11 protein-coding genes are annotated in these 17502 nt (G+C 71.7%); all 11 read left to right on the forward strand.

Annotated features, from left to right (window positions below):
* The coding region (locus tag IE250_RS10095; RefSeq protein ID WP_189669197.1) for a fibronectin type III domain-containing protein at positions 1 to 1231 on the forward strand (1231 nt) is incomplete at its 5' end.
* A 103-nt stretch (positions 1232 to 1334) separates the two neighbouring features.
* Positions 1335 to 2309 (forward strand): AAA family ATPase, encoded by a 975-nt coding sequence (locus IE250_RS10100; protein WP_189669198.1) that lies wholly within the window; start codon positions 1335 to 1337, stop codon positions 2307 to 2309.
* A complete protein-coding gene (locus IE250_RS10105; RefSeq protein ID WP_189669199.1) occupies positions 2306 to 3649 on the forward strand; it encodes a DUF58 domain-containing protein in 1344 nt (447 codons plus the stop codon). The genes IE250_RS10100 and IE250_RS10105 overlap by 4 nt, the downstream gene beginning before the upstream one ends.
* Positions 3646 to 6108 (forward strand): transglutaminase TgpA family protein, encoded by a 2463-nt coding sequence (locus IE250_RS10110; RefSeq protein WP_189669200.1) that lies wholly within the window; start codon positions 3646 to 3648, stop codon positions 6106 to 6108. The genes IE250_RS10105 and IE250_RS10110 overlap by 4 nt, the downstream gene beginning before the upstream one ends.
* Entirely contained in the window at positions 6105 to 7613 is a 1509-nt protein-coding gene (locus IE250_RS10115) for an RDD family protein (protein ID WP_189669201.1), read from the forward strand. Before IE250_RS10110 ends, IE250_RS10115 begins: the two co-directional genes overlap by 4 nt.
* Positions 7610 to 8419, forward strand: a complete 810-nt coding sequence (locus IE250_RS10120; protein ID WP_189669202.1) for a PP2C family protein-serine/threonine phosphatase — start codon at positions 7610 to 7612, stop codon at positions 8417 to 8419. The genes IE250_RS10115 and IE250_RS10120 overlap by 4 nt, the downstream gene beginning before the upstream one ends.
* A gap of 87 nt (positions 8420 to 8506) precedes the next feature.
* Positions 8507 to 10246 (forward strand): FHA domain-containing protein, encoded by a 1740-nt coding sequence (locus IE250_RS10125; protein ID WP_189669203.1) that lies wholly within the window; start codon positions 8507 to 8509, stop codon positions 10244 to 10246.
* A gap of 52 nt (positions 10247 to 10298) precedes the next feature.
* Entirely contained in the window at positions 10299 to 11969 is a 1671-nt protein-coding gene (locus IE250_RS10130; protein WP_189669204.1) for a serine/threonine-protein kinase, read from the forward strand.
* A gap of 66 nt (positions 11970 to 12035) precedes the next feature.
* Complete coding sequence (locus IE250_RS10135; RefSeq protein WP_189669205.1) at positions 12036 to 12752, forward strand: hypothetical protein; 717 nt, start codon at positions 12036 to 12038, stop codon at positions 12750 to 12752.
* Positions 12749 to 13003, forward strand: a complete 255-nt coding sequence (locus IE250_RS10140) for a hypothetical protein (protein ID WP_189669206.1) — start codon at positions 12749 to 12751, stop codon at positions 13001 to 13003. Before IE250_RS10135 ends, IE250_RS10140 begins: the two co-directional genes overlap by 4 nt.
* A gap of 12 nt (positions 13004 to 13015) precedes the next feature.
* The gene (locus IE250_RS10145; RefSeq protein ID WP_189669207.1) at positions 13016 to 17491 is read left to right on the forward strand and encodes a type VII secretion EssC family protein; all 4476 of its coding nucleotides are present in this window, start codon (positions 13016 to 13018) and stop codon (positions 17489 to 17491) included.
* The last annotated feature ends 11 nt before the right edge of the window (positions 17492 to 17502 follow it).

A 17502-nucleotide genomic window follows, 5' to 3' on the forward strand; every position in this document is an offset into this window, starting at 1 on the left:
CACCTGGACCGGGCTGGAGAACGGCACCGCGTACACGGTCCGCGTGCAGGCCAAGAACGACGCCCCGGAACCGTCCGACTGGTCCGACCCGTCCGCGCCGGAGACCCCGGCCGCACCCCCGGCCCAGCCGGCGGCGCCCACCGCGCAGCGGAGGGACGCAGCGGAGGGCGGGCAGATCGACGTGTCGTGGACGGCCCCGGCCAACAACGGCGACGCCGTCAGGATGTACTACCTCGACGTGTACGAGAACGGGAACAAGACCACGACGCACACGGTGACCGGGACGTCTATGCCGATTCAGGACCTGAACCCGGAGTCGTCCTACACGTTCACGGTCCAGGCCGAGAACAAGGCGGGCAAGTCCCCGGTCAGCGCGCAGTCGAACGCGCAGACGCCGTACGGCACGCCTGTGATCCCGAGCGGCGTGGTGGCCAGCAACCCCGGCAACGGGAGCGTGGACGTGAGCTGGAACGGCATCTCGAGCGGGGACTTCCGCGGCCCGGGACACCGGTACGAGGTATCGGCCAACGGCCAGGGCAACCCGAGTGCCGGGACGGCCACGTCATACAGGTACCCCGGGCTGAACAACGGGACGTCGTACACGTTCCAGGTCCGTGCCTGCAACGAGTCCGCCTGCTCGGCCTGGTCGTCCCCCTCGAACGCGCAGACGCCGTACGGCCCGGTGCCGAAGCCGTCGATCAGCGCCAGCGGCGGCGACCAGAAGGTCACCTTCACCTGGGACGCGCGCGGGACGAACGGGCGCCCCACCACGGTGCGGGTGACCGGGGCCATCACGAGCACGGCCAAGAGCGGTACCGCGTCGGCCTCGGCCGGGTACAGCGACACGAAGCAGGCCTGCGTCACCGTGACGGACACCGAGGGACAAGAGGCGAGCACCTGCGCCTCGGCCACCTCTGACCCACGGCCGAACCCGAGGGCATGGGTCACACGTGGCTCGAGCGTCAGCAGCAGTGACTGCACGCACTCCTCGTGCGCCTACTTCGTCGTCAACTGGGCGGACTTCCCCACCGGCAACCACTACGTCGAGTGCTACGCGGGTACCAACCCGGACGAGTCCGGCTGGCACAACATCCTGCCGAGCAACGGCGGCTACAACCGGACCTTCGGTTCGGCCAGCGGCTCGTCCCAGCTGGGCTGCTACTACGGGTACCCGGGAACGCAGGTGGCGGTCAGGATCGACGGCACGCTGTACGAGGCACGGAACTGGTAGAACCGGCTTGGCCGGACGCCGCACCGTCGGCGTCCGGCCAAGCCACGATCGGCCATAATTTCACCCGACGAACGAGCACTAACGAGCAGTAGGGAAACACGAGATGACCACGATGACCCCCGAGCAGGCGGCCTGGTTCGCCCAGACCTTCGACCGGCTCGTCGGCAACGTCGGCCAGGCGGTCCTGGGCAAGGCGCCGGTGGTGCGCCTCGCGCTGACCTGCATGCTCGCCGAGGGGCACCTGTTGCTGGAGGACGCCCCAGGTACCGGCAAGACGATGCTCGCGCGCTCCATCGCGGCGTCGGTCCAGGGCTCGCACAACCGCATCCAGTTCACGCCGGACCTGCTGCCGTCCGACGTCACGGGTGTGACGATCTACGACCAGAACACCCAGCGGTTCGACTTCCACGCCGGCCCGATCTTCGCGTCGATCGTGCTGGCGGACGAGATCAACCGTGCGTCGCCGAAGACGCAGTCCGCGCTCCTGGAGGTCATGGAGGAGGGCCGCGTCACCGTCGACGGCGTCGCGCACGAGACCGGCCGCCCGTTCATGGTCCTGGCCACCCAGAACCCGATCGAGCAGGCCGGTACCTACCGCCTGCCGGAGGCCCAGCTCGACCGCTTCCTCATGAAGACCTCGGTGGGCTACCCGGACCACGCGTCCACGGTGGAGATCCTGTCGGGTGCCTCGGTGAAGGACCGCAGCCTGGCGCTGCAGCCGATCATCACCACCAAGGCCGTCACGGAGATGGCCGACCTCGGCGCGACCGTGCACACGGACACCGCGGTGCTCGAGTACGTGTCCCGCCTCGCCGAGGAGACGCGCAACGCGCACGAGGTGCGCGTCGGCGTCTCGGTCCGTGGCGCCCTGGCCCTGGTGCGCTGCGCCAAGGTGTGGGCCGCCGCCCACGGCCGCAACTACGTGCTGCCGGACGACATCAAGGAGCTGGCCCAGCCGGTCTGGGGCCACCGCTTCGTGCTGGACCCGGAAGCCGAGTTCGCAGGCGCTCGCCCCGACGTCATCCTGTCCCGGATCATGGCAGACGTCGCGGCGCCGCAGGAGCGGGCCTCGGCATGACGGCGACGGGCATCGCGTCCGGTACCGCGGCCGGTCCCGCGTACGGGAAACGTCAGGAGAAGCCGAGGGGCCTCGGCGGAGCGGTCGCGGCAGGGCGCGCGCAGCTGCAGCGCGGCCGCCGCGGCTGGGTCACGTTCGCCGCGGCAGCCCGTTCGCGGGCGGCGGCGGTCGGCCGCGTGCTCGCGCCGGTGCGCCGCACGTTCAGCACGTTCGGGATCACGGTGGCGCTCACTGCTGCCGCGTCCTGGGTGGCCGGGCTGATGCTCGGCTGGCTCGAGGTCCTGGTCGCGGCGATAGTCCTCACCGTGACACTCGTGTGCGCGATCGTCTTCGTGCTCGGGCGGTTCAAGTACGACGTGGTGCTCGACCTGGCGCAGGCCCGCGTGACCGTCGGCGACCGCGCGGTCGGGCGCCTCGACGTGCGCAACGCGTCGAACCGCGCGCTGCTGCCGTCCGTGATGGAGCTCCCGGTGGGCACCGGCACCGCCGCGTTCCCGGTGCCGCGCCTGCGGGGCGGCGGCACGCACGAGGAGATCTTCACGATCCCGACCCGGCGCCGCAGCGTGATCACGGTGGGCCCGGTCAAGTCCGTCCGTGCCGACCCGCTGGGCCTGCTGCGCCGCGAGATGACATGGACCAACGAGCAAGAGGTCTTCGTGCACCCGCGCGTCAAGAACCTCACCGGCTCCTCGACGGGCTTCCTCAAGGACCTCGAGGGCCGCGTCACCAACGACATCACGAGCTCGGACGTGAACTTCCACGCGCTGCGTGACTACGTGGCAGGCGACGACCGGCGGCACATCCACTGGAAGACGACGGCGCGCACCGGCCAGCTCATGGTGCGCGTGTTCGAGGAGACCCGGCGTTCGCACCTCGCGGTGCTGCTGTCCACACGCGCCGAGGACTATGCGAACGAGGACGAGTTCGAGCTCGCCGTGAGCGTGTGCGGTTCCCTGGGCCTGCAGGCCATCAAGGAGGACCGGGGAGTCACGGTGCTCGTCAACGAGGCCACGCTGCACGGTGACCACCGCACCCGCCTGATGGACGACCTGTCCCGCATCGAGCTCGAGTCCCGGAAGTCCAAGCTGGTGGACCTGGCCCGCGCGGCCGGCATGGCCGCCACCGACTTCTCGGTGATCGCGTTCGTCGTGGGCAGCATGGTGACGCCCACCGAGCTCCGGGCGGCGTCCGCGCGGGTCCCGGCCGGTGTGCAGGTCATGGCCATCCAGTGCGTGCCCGGCGCCTCCCTCGGCCGGCACTCCATCGCCGAGCTGGGCGTGCTCACCCTGGGCCGCCTCGGCGACCTGCCCCTTGCGCTGAAGAAGATGAGCGACGCATGAGTCACGAGAACACGCGCGGAAGCGTCCGGCCGGGCGGGGCGGCCCAGGGCAGCCAGCCGCCCCACGGCACCGGCCCCGGGTACCGGACCGGGACGGGCCGGGGCACCACCCGCCGCAAGGAAGCAGCGCGTCCCCGCGCACTGACCTGGTTCGCCCTGGTCGACCTCGCGGCGCTGAGCGTGATGCTCGGCGCCGTCGCCGTCGGCTTCGGACCCGTCTGGGGCTCGCTCGGCTACCTGGTGCCGACGGCCGGCGGTGCCGCTGTCGGGCTGGCGGTGGCCTGGGTGGGCGCCTGGCGGCGCTTCCCCGCCGTCGTGGTCACCGCGCTCGCCGTCGTCGGCTACCTCCTGTTCGGTGGCGCGCTGGCACTGCCGCACACCGCCGTCGCCGGGGTCGTGCCGACCCTGGACACCCTGCGCGAGCTGCTGCTCGGCTCCGTGCAGGGCTGGAAGCAGTTCATCACCACCGTGCCACCGATGCGCTCGTTCCCGGACCTCGGCGTGGTCCCGTTCCTGCTCATGCTGGTCCTGGCGATGATTGCGGGAACCATCGCCTGGCGTGCGAAGCACGCGGTGTGGGCAGTGGTCCCGGTCATCGTCGGTCTGGTCGGCGTGATCCTGCTGGGCACGCTCGACGCCGCGCTGCCGGTGGTGCAGGGCCTCGTGATCACCATCGTGGCGCTCCTCTGGGGCGCCGTACGCGTCATGGAGGCGCGTGTCGGCACGCACTCGATCAGCACGGAGTCCAGCCGCGAGGCCACGCGCAGGCTGCGCTGGTACCGCATTCGCACGGGCGCCACGATCCTGGCTGTCGCGTCACTCGCCGCCGGCTTCACCGCGCCGGTCCTCATGCCGGACCAGCCGCGCACGGTGCTTCGCGAGACGATCGTCCCGCCGTTTGACGTCCACCAGTTCACCAGCCCGCTCGTGGCCTTCCGGCACTACCGGAAGACCGTTCGCGAGGACGAGCTGTTCACCGTCAGCGACCTGCCCGAGGGCAGCCGCATCCGGCTCGCGACGCTCGACCGGTACGACGGCGTGGTCTACGACGCGTCCGGCGACGGCGGCGACACGGGCGTGTACACCCGGGTCGGCGAAGAGATCGCTACCGCCGACGAAGGCACACCGACGCCGATCGACGTCACCGTCACCGGATACAGCGGCGTCTGGGTCCCCGAGATCGGCAACCTCACCGGCGTGCAGTGGAACGGCGAGAACGCCCAGGCCCAGACGGACGGGACGTACTACAACTCGACCACGAGCACCGCGATCACCACGGCGGGCATCAGGCCGGGCGACACCTACCGGCTGAGCACCCTGGTCGAGGAGGAGCCGGACGAGGAGACCCTGAAGAAGGGCAAGATCCTCGAGGCCGACCTCCCGGAGACCGAGCCGAACGCGTTGCCGCTGGGCCTGCCCGCCAAGACTGCGCAGTTCACGGGCGAGGAGACCGACCCCGCGACCAAGCTGTTCCTGATCCGCGACGCGCTGCAGGCGTCGGGCTTCCTGTCCAGCGGGCTCGACGGCGAGCCGCCGTCCCGCCCGGGTCACTCGGCGGAGCGCGTCGACACGCTCGTCGAGCCGGAGGAGATGGTGGGCGACGACGAGCAGTTCGCCGTAGCGCTCGCCCTCATGGCGCGTCAGGCCGGCATCCCGGCTCGCGTGGTCATGGGCTTCTACCCGGACAAGACAAGCAAGTACGAGGAAGGCGAGCCCTGGACGGTGCTCGGCAGCGACGTGCACGCCTGGATCGAGGTTCCGTTCGAGGGCTACGGCTGGGTGCCGATCGACGCAGTTCCGGAAGAGAAGCCGCAGATCCAGCCCGAGCCCAAGAGCGAGAAGGTGCCGAAGCCGCCGATCCTGCAGGAGCCGGAGCCGCCGGAGGAGCCGGACAAGGCGAAGGCCGGCAGCGTCGAGGACGACGAGAAGGACGACGTCGAGAACGACCTGTTCGACTGGGGTCTGCTCGGGATGATCCTGCTCGCCGTCGGCATCCCGCTCCTGATCATCGTGGGCCCGATCGTGGCGATCCTCGCCTACAAGGCGCGGCGGCGCGCCGCACGGCGCAGCGCCGACCAGCTTGCCGACCGGATCAGCGGGGGCTGGCACGAGGTCGTCGACGTCGTGACCGACCTCGGGACGACGGTGCCGCGCGGGGCGACCAGGCGCGAGAGCGCCGGCGTGATCGCTGGCGAGCACCAGGTCCCGTCGACCCTCATGCTCGCGCACCGCGCGGACGCATCGGTCTTCGGGCGGGAAGCGCCCACGCAGGTCGACGTCGAGGCCTTCTGGGCGGAGGTCGACGAGCTGGTCGGAGGGCTACGCTCCACCGTGAGCACGCGGCGGAGGGTGCGGGCGGCTTTGTCGCTGCGCTCCGTCTGGGCACGGATGAGCGGTGGTCGCGGGTTCCTCGCGACAATCGGGGCGCTCGGGTCCCGGCGAACGAAGGAGAGGCGATGACGGACGTGGTCTGCGCTGGATGCGGTTCGACGCAGGATGGGAGCCAGCCGTACTGCGGCGTGTGCGGGCGCCCGTTCCCGCGCGTCCAGACAACTGATGTCGGGACCACCACGGTCCCGGAGTCGCTCTCCGAGACGCGGGTGGGCGTGCTGCCGGTACCGCTGGCGCCGGTCGCCTACGCGGGGACCGGACGCCGGTTCCTGGCGGCGCTGGTCGACGGTGCGGTCATCGGGGTGGTGGTCTGGATCATCACGATGATCGGGCTCGCCGGCGCCGGCGGCGTCAGCGGCCTGCTCACGTCGTCGGGGGCGATCACGTCGGCAATGCTGGTGCCGTACCTGATCAGCAGTGTGGTCGCGCTCGGCTACTGGCTTGGCGTCTCCGCCTGGGAGGGCAAGACCGGCAAGACGGTCGGCAACCTGGTCTGCAAGGTTCGCACTGTCGACGCAGTGGCCTCGGGCCCGATCGGGTTCGGTCGGGCGTTTGTGCGCTGGCTCATCGTGGGGCTCGGGTCCGTCGTATGCGGCCTGGGCCAGATCCTGGTGCTGGTGTCCCCGGCGTTCGACGGCGGTGGCAAGAGGCAGGGCTGGCACGACAAGGCCGGTCGCGCCGTGGTGCTCATGGCGGCCGACGTCGCGGGTGTGCCCGTTGCACCCGCCGCGGGCACGGCCTCCAGGGCGCCGGCGGGCACCTCGCAGGTGTGGACCGGCGCCGGGAACGGCCAGGTCCCGGCCCAGCCCGCGCAGCAGGCCCACCCCGCGGCGCCCGCCCCCGTGAACGACCCGTGGGCATTCCCGGGCGCCTCGGCGGGCAACCCGGCGGGCGTGATCACGGGGATCCCGGGCCTGTCGCCCGGCAGCTCGGCGGATCCGCTGCCCGCGCACGAGGAGCCGGCGACGATCCGGCGGCCACACCCGGGGTCCGGCGGCACGCCGCACCCGGGGCAGCAGGCCCAGCCCGTGCAGCAGCAGCCGGTGCGGCCGACGCCGCCTCCGGTGAGCCCTGTCGCGCCCGTCCGGCCGCCCGCCCAGGAGGACCTGACGCAGCGCGCCCCGATGCCGCCCCGGCCGCAGCCGCAGCCGGTCCAGCAGCCGGAGCCGGAACGCGACTCCGCGCCGATCGACATGACGCGCACCCACCTGAGCCGGCCGATGTCCCCGGCGGCGGTGACGACGGTGGTGCTGGAGGTCGAGGGCGGCGAGCGGTACGTCGTCGACACCAAGGCGCTCGTGGGCCGCAACCCTCAGGCGCCCGACGTGTCCGGCTGGATCCTGATCAAGGTCGACGACCCGACCCGGTCGGTGTCCAAGACGCACGCCGAGCTGGGCGTGGACACCGCCGGCCTGTGGCTCACGGACCGCGGCTCGACGAACGGCACCGTCGTATCGGCGCCGGGCCTGCCGCCCCGGGTCGCGGAGCCGGGTGCCCGGGTGCGCGTTCCGGTGGGTTCGACGATCCATGTTGGTGACCGCCGCGTCGTCGTACACCCTCAGGCCGGGGCATGAGTGATGACGCGCTGACGCTCGCCTGGGGCGCGGCCTCCGACCGGGGGCTGCGTCGCCAGCTCAACGAGGACGGCTACTTCGCCGCCGGGGGAGCGTTCTTCGTCGCAGACGGGATGGGCGGGCACGCCGCAGGGGAGGTCGCGAGCGCGACAGCCCTGGATGCGCTGCGCCCGCTCACCGACATGGAGCGGGTAGAGCCGCACCACGTGGAGGCGCTGCTTGAGATGGCGCAGGACCGGGTCCGGGCGATCGACACGTCGGGCCAGGGCCATGGCGCGGGCACGACGCTCACGGGCGCCGTGGTCGCGTACCTCGACGACGCGCCCTACTGGCTCTTCGTGAACGTGGGCGACTCGCGCACCTACCTGCTCTCCAGCGGGGTATTGGACCAGGTGAGCGTGGACCACTCCGAGGTCCAGGAGATGGTCGACGCGGGTACGCTGACCGCCGAGGAGGCGCGGAGCCATCCGCGCCGACACGTGATCACGCGTGCTCTGGGCGGACTGGACGAGGCGCGGGCCGACTTCCGGTACATCCCGATCGGTGCGCACGACCGGATCCTCGTCTGCTCGGACGGGCTGACCGGCGAGCTCACCGACGCACAGATCAGCGAGATCATGCTGGGTCATCCCGACCCGCAGGTCGCTGCGGGCCGGCTGGTCGAGGCGGCGATCGCCGCGGGCGGCCGGGACAACATCACCGTGATAGTGGTGGACGCCACCGGCATCGCCCAGGAGACGGCGGGGTCGAGCACGTCGCCGAACGGCGGGTTCGCGGCGGACGAGGACACGGTGCCGCGTGACTGATCCGGCTCGGCATCGTCACCAGAGTCTGACGCGCGGACGTGGCAGGGCCGGCGGGACACGAGCAAGGCAACAACAGGGGAGGCGACCATGAGCACCTCGGACGCTGGACAGCGAGCCGGGACCGGCATCCGGTACACGACGGGGAAGGCGCGCGTCATCGTGCGGGGCGACGCCATCGTCGTGCTGCCCGGCGAGGGGGTCGCGGCTGGCGGGGCCGACCGGGTCGCTCACCTGTGGACCGACCTGGCCGTGCCCGGCTCGGGAGTTGCCGAGGTGCTGGGTGCCCTGACGGCATCAGCGGTGGGTGGCCTGAAGGGCGTCCCGCCGTTCGCGGTAGTCGTGCTGACGAGCGCAGGAATGGGCGGGCCGGCGAGCGCGCACGTCGTGGTGCGCGGCGACGGCCTGACCGTCAGGATCGAGACCGGCGATGACGTCCAGACCGTGTCGGGCGCCGGCGTGATCTCGTGGACCGAGCGCGTGGTCGAGGGCGTGACGGCCGTCGAGGTCAGGACGGGCGCGTCTGGTCTCGACAACTTCGCGGACGGCCTGCCCGTCGAGTCGGGCGTGGTACTGGCCGGCGTGGTGCGCCGCCAGGTGGTCGAGCACGCCGAGGCGTCGGCCGCCGGGGCCTCGGTCTCGACCGGCTCGGCAGCGAGCTCGGCCGGCGTGACGCCGCCCCCGATCGCGTCGGCCCCGTTCGCGCCGGCCCCGATCACCTCCGCCCCGATCACGTCCGCTCCGATCACATCGGCCCCGGGCACGCCGGCCCTCGGGCACTCGGCGTCGCCGGACTCGGCCGCGGACTCGGGCGCGACCGCCATCCCCATGGGCACCGTGACGATGGTCCCGGCCTCCGAGGAGACCATCACGCCCGCTGACGAGAACCGCAGCGAGCCGCCGCCACCTCCCGAGCCGCCCGCGGACGACGGCCTGGACGAAGACGACTACATGCACCTGTGGGGCGCCACGATCGCCCACGGCGTCGAGGCCGCGGCGGTCCGACCGGAGAGCACCGAGGAGGGCGAGGACGAGGAGCCCGCTCCGGCGTCGGGCGCGGTGTCGCCGCCTTTGCCACCCCCCGCCCCGGCCGCGCCGCCCGCCCCCGCGACGCCGGCCCTGGCGGCCGCCGGGTCGGACGGCATGGTCTCCGGCGTCCCGATCGCAGGTGTGCCCGGCTGGTCGGCCACCCCGGCCGCGGAGCACCGCGCGGCGGCCGTCGGCGTGGAGGAGGCCGACGACGACCACGACGGCCACACCGTGATGTCGTCGGCGATCGCGGATCTGAAGGCCGCCGCGCCCTCGCCGAAGTTCTCGGTGCCCGCCAACCCGAACGCGCCGAAGATCCTGGCCGTGACGTGCGAGAACGGGCATCCGAACCCCACCGCGCGCGAGAACTGCCGAGAGTGCGGCAGCGCGCTGTCGGCCCAGGCCGCTCTGGCGCCGCGTCCGTCGCTCGGCCGCATGATCGTGACGTCCGGAACAGCCACCGGGGGTGCCTCGGGAGTGCGCGGCGGTCAGGTGGTCGAGCTGGACCGTCCGGTGATCGTGGGCCGCAGGCCGCGCACGAACAACACCTCGGCCGACCAGATGCCGCGCCTTGTCACGGTCTCCAGCCCGCAGCAGGACATCTCGCGGTCACACACCGAGATCTCGCTCGAGGACTGGCACGTGCTCGTCACGGACCTGGCCACGACGAACGGCACCACGCTGCTGCGGCCGGGCCAGCCGCCGCGTCGCCTGCACCCGAACGAGAAGGAGCTCGTGTCCGACGGCGACGTCGTGGACCTGGGCGACGGCGTGACCCTCACGTTCGAGGGCATCTGGTGAGGGTCTCGACGAGCTCGACCACCGCAGGCTCGACCACCGACGAAGGAGAAGTGTGAGCAGCAAGAGGAAGCCGTCCCCGCCACCCGAGATCGAGGGCTTCGAGTACCGCAAGCTCATCGGTTCGGGCGGCTTCTCGGATGTGTTCCTGTACGAGCAGCAGCGACCGCGCCGTCAGGTCGCGGTGAAGGTGCTGCTCAAGGAGTGGTCGAGCGCGACACAGCGGGCGGCGTTCGACGCCGAGGCAGACCTGATGGCGACACTGGGCAACCACCCGTCGATCGTCACGATGTACGAGGCGGGCGTCGCCAACGACGGCCGCCCGTACCTCGCAATGGAGTACTGCTCCCGCCCGAACCTGGGCGCGCGCTACCGGTCGGAGCGGTTCTCGGTGGCCGAGGCCCTGCGCATCACCATCCAGATCGCGGGAGCCGTGGAGACGGCTCACCGGCTGGGCATCCTGCACCGCGACCTGAAGCCGTCGAACATCCTGGTCACGCAGTTCGGGCACCCCGCGCTGACGGACTTCGGCATCTCGTCCACGGTGGACGAGGCCTCGTCCGCCGAGGGCATGTCGATCCCGTGGTCGCCACCTGAGTCGTTCGGCGACCCGCCGATGTCGGGCATCGCGACGGACGTGTGGGCCCTGGCCGCCACCTGCTACACGCTGCTGGCCGGGCGCACGCCGTTCGAGACGCCCGGCGGGTCGAACACGTCCGCGGACCTGGTCCGCCGCATCGCGCAGGACGAGCTGCCGCCGATGAGCCGCAGCGACGTCACGCCGTCGTTGGAGCGCGTGCTGCGCATCGCGATGTCGAAGCTGTCGTCCTCGCGGTACCCGACCGTGCTGGCCTTCGCGCGCGAGCTGCAGAAGGTCCAGGTCGAGCTGTCCCGCGACGTCACGCCCATTGACCTGCTGGACGAGTCCGGCGCGATGCAGGAGGACGAGGCCGAGGCCGACGGCACCCGGTTGCGCCAGATCGTCACCATCGACCCGGCCGGAGCGGGCGGCGCCGTGGCCGCGAGCCAGAGCGGGTTCGGGACTGGCGGGAATGGTTTCGGGCCCAGCGGGAACGGTTTCGGCCCGGGCGGCTCGGGTGGCGCGCTGCGCGCCGCCGCGGGTGGCGCCTATGCGCCCGCACCGCCGGCCCCGGCCCCTTCGCCGTCGGACGACACGGTGTACCGCGGGGCCGCGGACCCCTCGACGACCGGGACCCAGGCGACGGCGGGCGCGGTCGGGCAGCTCGCGCCTGCCGAGCAGGCACCCGTCCCGGCCGCCGAGGTGGAGGAGCAGCCGCATCGGGGAGTGTGGGCGCTGGTCGTCGGTGTGCTCGTGGTCGCGGTGGTCGGGGTGTCCGTCTGGGCACTGAACGGCACCGGCGGCCAGGACCCCGAGGACGAGCAGACGGCGACGACGTCCACCTTCGTGCCTCCCCCGCCCGGCGGCGGGTACGTGCCGCCGGTTCGGGACGTCAAGGTCCAGGTCAAGGGCAATGAAGCGGTGTATTCGTGGACACCGCCCAAGTCCCTGGAGGAGGGTGACACCTACGCCTACCGCGTGCTGGAGCTGACGGGCGACCCCGTGTTCCAGCCGGTGCCGAGCGGTACGTCGGTGACGGTGCCGCTCAAGGGCGAGACGTGCGTCGAGATCGTGGTGGTGCGCTCCGGCAGCCCGTCCAAACCGCAGGAGAACGCGAAGGAAGACTGCGTCAGCGCACAGCCCTGATGCGAACTGACACGACGACGGTAGCTCCGAGCGCAGGCGTTCGGACCGGACATGGGAGGTGAGTCGATGAGCGGTCTTGCGATCGAGTTTGCCGGTGAGTGGTTTCGGCCGTCCGATGAGGGCGCAACGTTCGACATTGGCCGTGAGGGCGACCTCGCGATCGACGACAACCCATACCTGCACCGCCGGTTCCTGCGTATCGCGCGTGAAGACACCATCTGGTGGTTGTCCAACGTCGGCTCCCTCATCTCCGCGACCGTGTGCGACGCCGGGGGCGGGGTGCAGTCCTGGCTCCCGCCGGGCAATCGCCTGCCCATGGTGTTCCCCACGACGTCCATCGTGTTCACTGCGGGTCCCACGACCTACGAGATCACTGTGCAGCTCGACAACGCGCCGTACCACGAGATCCGCTCGGAGGACGGCGACGACTCGGGGGCCACGACGATCGGCGCCATCAGCTTCACGAAGAGCCAGAAGCAGCTCATCGTCGCGCTCGCCGAGCCCATGCTGAAGCGCGAGGGCACGGGGCTGAGCGAGATCCCGTCGTCGGCGTTGGCGGCCCGGCGGCTCGGCTGGGCGAGCACGCGGTTCAACCGCAAGCTCGACAACGTGTGCGAGAAGCTCGACCGGATCGGCGTCAAGGGGCTGCGCGGCGGCCCGGGAGCGCTCGCGACCAACCGGCGCGCTCGGCTCGTGGAGTACGCCGTGGCGTCCCGCCTGGTGACCCAGGCGGACCTGCCGCTCCTCGACGACACGGAAGACGAGAAGGGGGCGACGGCATGAGCAGACCTGCCCGAAACCGGGCGGAGCTCGTGGTGGCCGGGGCCATCGGCGGCGCAGCGATCGTCTGGGTGGTGGTGGTCTTCGGGACGGTGCTGCTCACGGGCACCGGGACCGGTGACTTCTGGGACCCCTTGCGCGCGCTCGGGCGCGCCCTCACGACAGGTTCGACCTGGATCGCCACGGTCGGCGGGGCCGTGGTCGGCGGGGTGGTGGGGGCCGTCGTTCGCGGCCCCCGGAACAAGCAGAAGTGACGGGGAGGATTCATGCGCGTCAAGGTGACGCTCGTACGTTCTGACGGTAGCCACGACGACGTCGTGGTGACTGCGGACGCCGGCGCTCGGATCGGCGAGATCGCCGACACGATCGCCCGGGTGGACCCGTCGGCGCCTGGCGCCCCGGGTCGGTCCCGCACGCTGGAGGCGCAGCTGCCGGGCCAGGACCGGCCGGTCCGGCTGCCCGCGGATGCCGCGCTGGGTGAGGCGTGGATCGGCTCGGGCGCGTTCGTCGCGTCGGTGGAGCAGGCCATGCCTGGCTTCGACTATCCGGGTTCCGACGCCGTCCGCGCGGCCATCCGCATCGAGGGTGGCGGAACCGTGGAGCTCACGGAGGGCTCCTGGGTGCTGGGCCGCTCGCAGGAGTGCGATGTCGTGGTCGACGACCCGATGGTGTCGAAGAAGCACCTGCGCCTCGACGTGTCGGACGGCGTCGAGGTCGTCGACCTCGGCTCGGCGAACGGCATCCTGGTCGACGGCGCGCACGTGCAGCGCCTGCGGATCGAGGGCTCGCAACGGATCGTGCTCGGCGACACGACGGTCACCGTCGAGAGCCGCCGGCCCAGCACGATCACCGGCGTGACGCCCAAGGCCGGACCGGTCGCGTTCACCCGCTCGCCGCGGGTCGAGGCGCGCTACCGCGGTGAGGAGTTCGAGTCCCCGGAGGCCCCCAAGGAGGCCGAGCCGAAGGACTTCCCGTTCCTCGCGCTGCTGGCCCCGATCCTCATGGGCGTTGCGATGTTCTTCATCATGCAACGCCCCACCGCGCTGCTGTTCGTGCTGATGGCGCCCGTGATGATGATCGGCAACCACCTGACGCAGGGGCGGCAGGCCAAGCGGCGCCTGGAGCGCGACGTGGCCCGGTTCGAGGACAAGCTCGGGTCGCTGCGCGACGTGCTCAAGGAGGAGAAGGAGACCGAGCGCTCGGTCCGGCTCCGCGAGGCCCCGGCCACCCAGCACGTCTACGTGGAGGCCATGCGGCACGGCCCGCTGCTGTGGACGCGCCGTCCCGAGCACTGGAACTTCCTCAACGTCCGCTTCGGCCTCGGGACCATGCCGTCGCGGAACACGGTGAAGACCGGTGGCAAGGGCCAGCTCATGAAGGAGTACCAGGAGGTGCTCGACAAGCTGGTGAAGCAGTACGAGGACGTCGACGGCGTCCCCGTGGTGGAGAACCTGTACGACGCCGGCGCGCTCGGCTTCGCCGGCCCGCCCGCCCGGGTGGTCGGTTCCCTGAACGCGACCCTGCTGCAGCTCACGGGTCTGCACTCCCCGTCGGAGCTGGTCGTGACCAGCATCGTGAGCCCGGTGTGGACGCAGCACCTGCAGTGGCTCACCTGGATCCCGCACACGTCGTCGGCGCACAGCCCCATCGACGGGCACCACCTCGCCGACTCCGCCTCGGGCGCGCAGCGGCTGCTCGCGCAGCTCGAGGAGCTGATCTCCAACCGGCTCAAGGCAGCTCGCGGTGGCGGTCGCCGTGGTGCGCTCGGCGAGGACGCCGCGGCGCTGGAGCGCGGCGGCGGCGTCGCCGAACGCGGCGCGGACACCGGGACCAAGTCCCCCGTCCCGGCCGTGATCGTGGTGATCTCGGACGACATCGACGTCGACCGCGCACGGCTCATCCAGCTCGCGGAGATGGGCGCCGACGCCGGCGTCTACCCGCTGTGGATCTCCTCGGACACGTCGGGCCTGCCCGCCGCGTGCCGCACGTTCGTCGAGGTGGGCCAGGACGGCCCGCGCGTGGGCATGGTGCGCCTGGGCCGCTGGGTCGACGACGTCGTGCTGGAGGAGGTCGACGGCAAGGCGGCGCTGGAGTACGGCCGCCGGCTGGCGCCGGTGTTCGACGCCGGCGCGATCGTCGAGGATGCGTCCGACCTGCCGCGCTCCATCACGATGCCGGCCCTGCTGGGGCACGACCTGTTCGAGAACCCCGACGCCGTCATGGAGCGCTGGCGTCAGAACCTGTCGGTCTACGACCGGTCGGGGCAGGGTGTGCAGCGCAAGCGGCCCGGTTCCCTGCGCGCGATCGTCGGCTCGGCCGGCGTGGACGCCCAGCACCTCGACCTGCGCAGCCAGGGCCCGCACGCCCTGGTCGGCGGTACGACCGGTGCCGGCAAGTCGGAGTTCCTGCAGGCGTGGGTGCTCGCGATGGCCGCCGAGTACAGCCCGGACCGCGTGACGTTCCTGTTCGTGGACTACAAGGGCGGCTCGGCGTTCGCGGACTGCGTCCAGCTGCCGCACTGCGTGGGCCTGGTGACCGACCTGTCGCCGCACCTGGTGCTGCGGGCCATCACGAGCCTCCGAGCCGAGCTGCACCACCGAGAGCACCTCTTCAACCGCAAGAAGGCCAAGGACCTGCTCGAGCTGGAGAAGCGTGGCGACCCCGAGACGCCGCCCGCGCTGGTCATCGTGATCGACGAGTTCGCCGCCCTTGTGGGCGACGTGCCCGAGTTCGTGGACGGCGTCGTCGACGTCGCCCAGCGTGGCCGCTCGCTCGGTATCCACCTGATCATGGCGACCCAGCGTCCCGCCGGTGTCATCAAGGACAACCTGCGCGCCAACACCAACATGCGCGTCGCGCTCCGCATGGCGGACGAGTCGGACTCCTCCGACGTCGTCGACGTGAAGGACGCGGCCTTTGTGGACCCGTCGATCCCGGGCCGCGGGCTCGTCAAGACCGGCCCCGGTCGCGTGCAGGCCTTCCAGTCCGGTTATGCCGGTGCGTGGAGCACGAGGGCGCCCGAGCGCACCAAGGTGGAGGTCGCGCGCCTGCACTTCGGTCGCGAGGAGAAGTGGGAGGAGCCGGTCGTCGAGTCAGACGTCTCGGTCGAGGAGAAGGACCTCGGGCCCAACGACCAGCAGCGGCTGGTCGCCCGGATCCAGGAGGCGTTCGAGCGCGGCCGCCTGCCGATCCCGCGCCGTCCGTGGCTCGACTCGCTCGCCGACGTCTACGACCTCACGCGGCTGTACCAGCGCTCGGACACCGAGCTGCTCATCGGCGTGGCAGACATCCCGGAGCAGCAGGCTCAGGCGCCCCAGTACTTCTTCCCGGACCAGGACGGCCACCTCGGCATCTACGGCACGGGTGGCTCCGGAAAGTCGACGGCCCTGCGCACGCTCGCCGCGGTGGCGGGGATCACGCCGCGCGGCGGCCCGGTCCACGTGTACGGGCTCGACTTCGCCGCCGGGGCGCTGCGCATGCTCGAGGCGCTGCCGCACGTGGGCACCATCGCCAAGGGCGACGACAACGAGCGCATCGTCGGTCTGATGCGGATGCTGCGCGACGAGCTGCAGCGCCGCGGCGAGGCCTTCGCCGCCGTGAACGCCGCGAGCGTCACGGAGTACCGGCAGGTCACCGGCCGCAGGGACGTGCCGCGCATCCTCCTGCTCGTGGACGGGTTCGCGAACTTCCGTGACGAGTACGAGGTGGGCGCTGGCCGCGCCGAGTGGTTCGAGGTGTTCCGCGACATCCTGAACGACGGTCGAGGGCTGGGCATGCACGTCATGTTCACGGCCGACCGGTCGGGCGCCGTGCCGACGTACGTGCGGTCGATGGTGCAGCGCAACATCCTGCTGCGGATGTCCGACGACGGATACCTCGCCTTCAACGCGCCGCGGGACATCGTCACGGCCACGTCCCCCAGCGGGCGCGCGGTCCTGGACGGGCTCGAGGTCCAGGTGGCGGTGGTCGGGGGCACGACGTCGGTCCAGGAGCAGGCGGTCGCCACCGACCGGCTCGCCGAGTCGATGCGCCGGGCCGGCGTGCGGCCGGCCCCCGCGGTCCGGGTGCTGCCCACGGAGTACTCCGCGATGGAGCTGCCGCCGTCGGTCAACGGGCACCCGGTGCTCGGCATCGACAACATCGCGATGGCGCCGCTGCCGTTCGACCCCACGGGCACGCTCGTGGTGGCCGGCCCGCCCGGATCGGGCCGGTCGAACGCGCTGGTGCACATCGCACGGTCGGTCCAGCGGGCCAACCCCAACGCGCGGCTCTACCTGTTCGCGCAGTCGCGTTCCGCCATTGCGGGCGAGATGACGTGGGCGGACGTCGCGATGGGTGTGGACAAGGTCGCCGACATGGCCAAGGAGCTCCTCGCCGCGGTGCTGGACGAGGACACCGAGCCCGGCATGGTGGTGCTGATCGAGGGCATCAACGAGTACCTGCAGACACCCGCCGACAAGCCGATCCAGGACCTCACCAAGGCGATCCGCAAGAGCGACCACCTGCTGGTGGCCGAGGCCGAGACCGGCTCGTGGGGTGCCACGTGGCCGCTGCTCTCCGAGGTCAAGAACGGCCGCCGGGGTCTGCTGCTGCAGCCGGAGAACCTCGACGGGGACACGATCCTCAAGACCTCGCTGCCGCGTGCCGCGAAGGGCGAGTTCCCCGTCGGCCGCGGTGCCTGGATCGCGCGCGGCAAGAACGTGCGGGTGCAGGTGCCGCTGGTGCTGGGCACGGAGGGCTGACGTCGTCGGGG

Source organism: Promicromonospora soli (assembly GCF_014653785.1).
GTDB lineage: Bacteria > Actinomycetota > Actinomycetes > Actinomycetales > Cellulomonadaceae > Promicromonospora > Promicromonospora soli.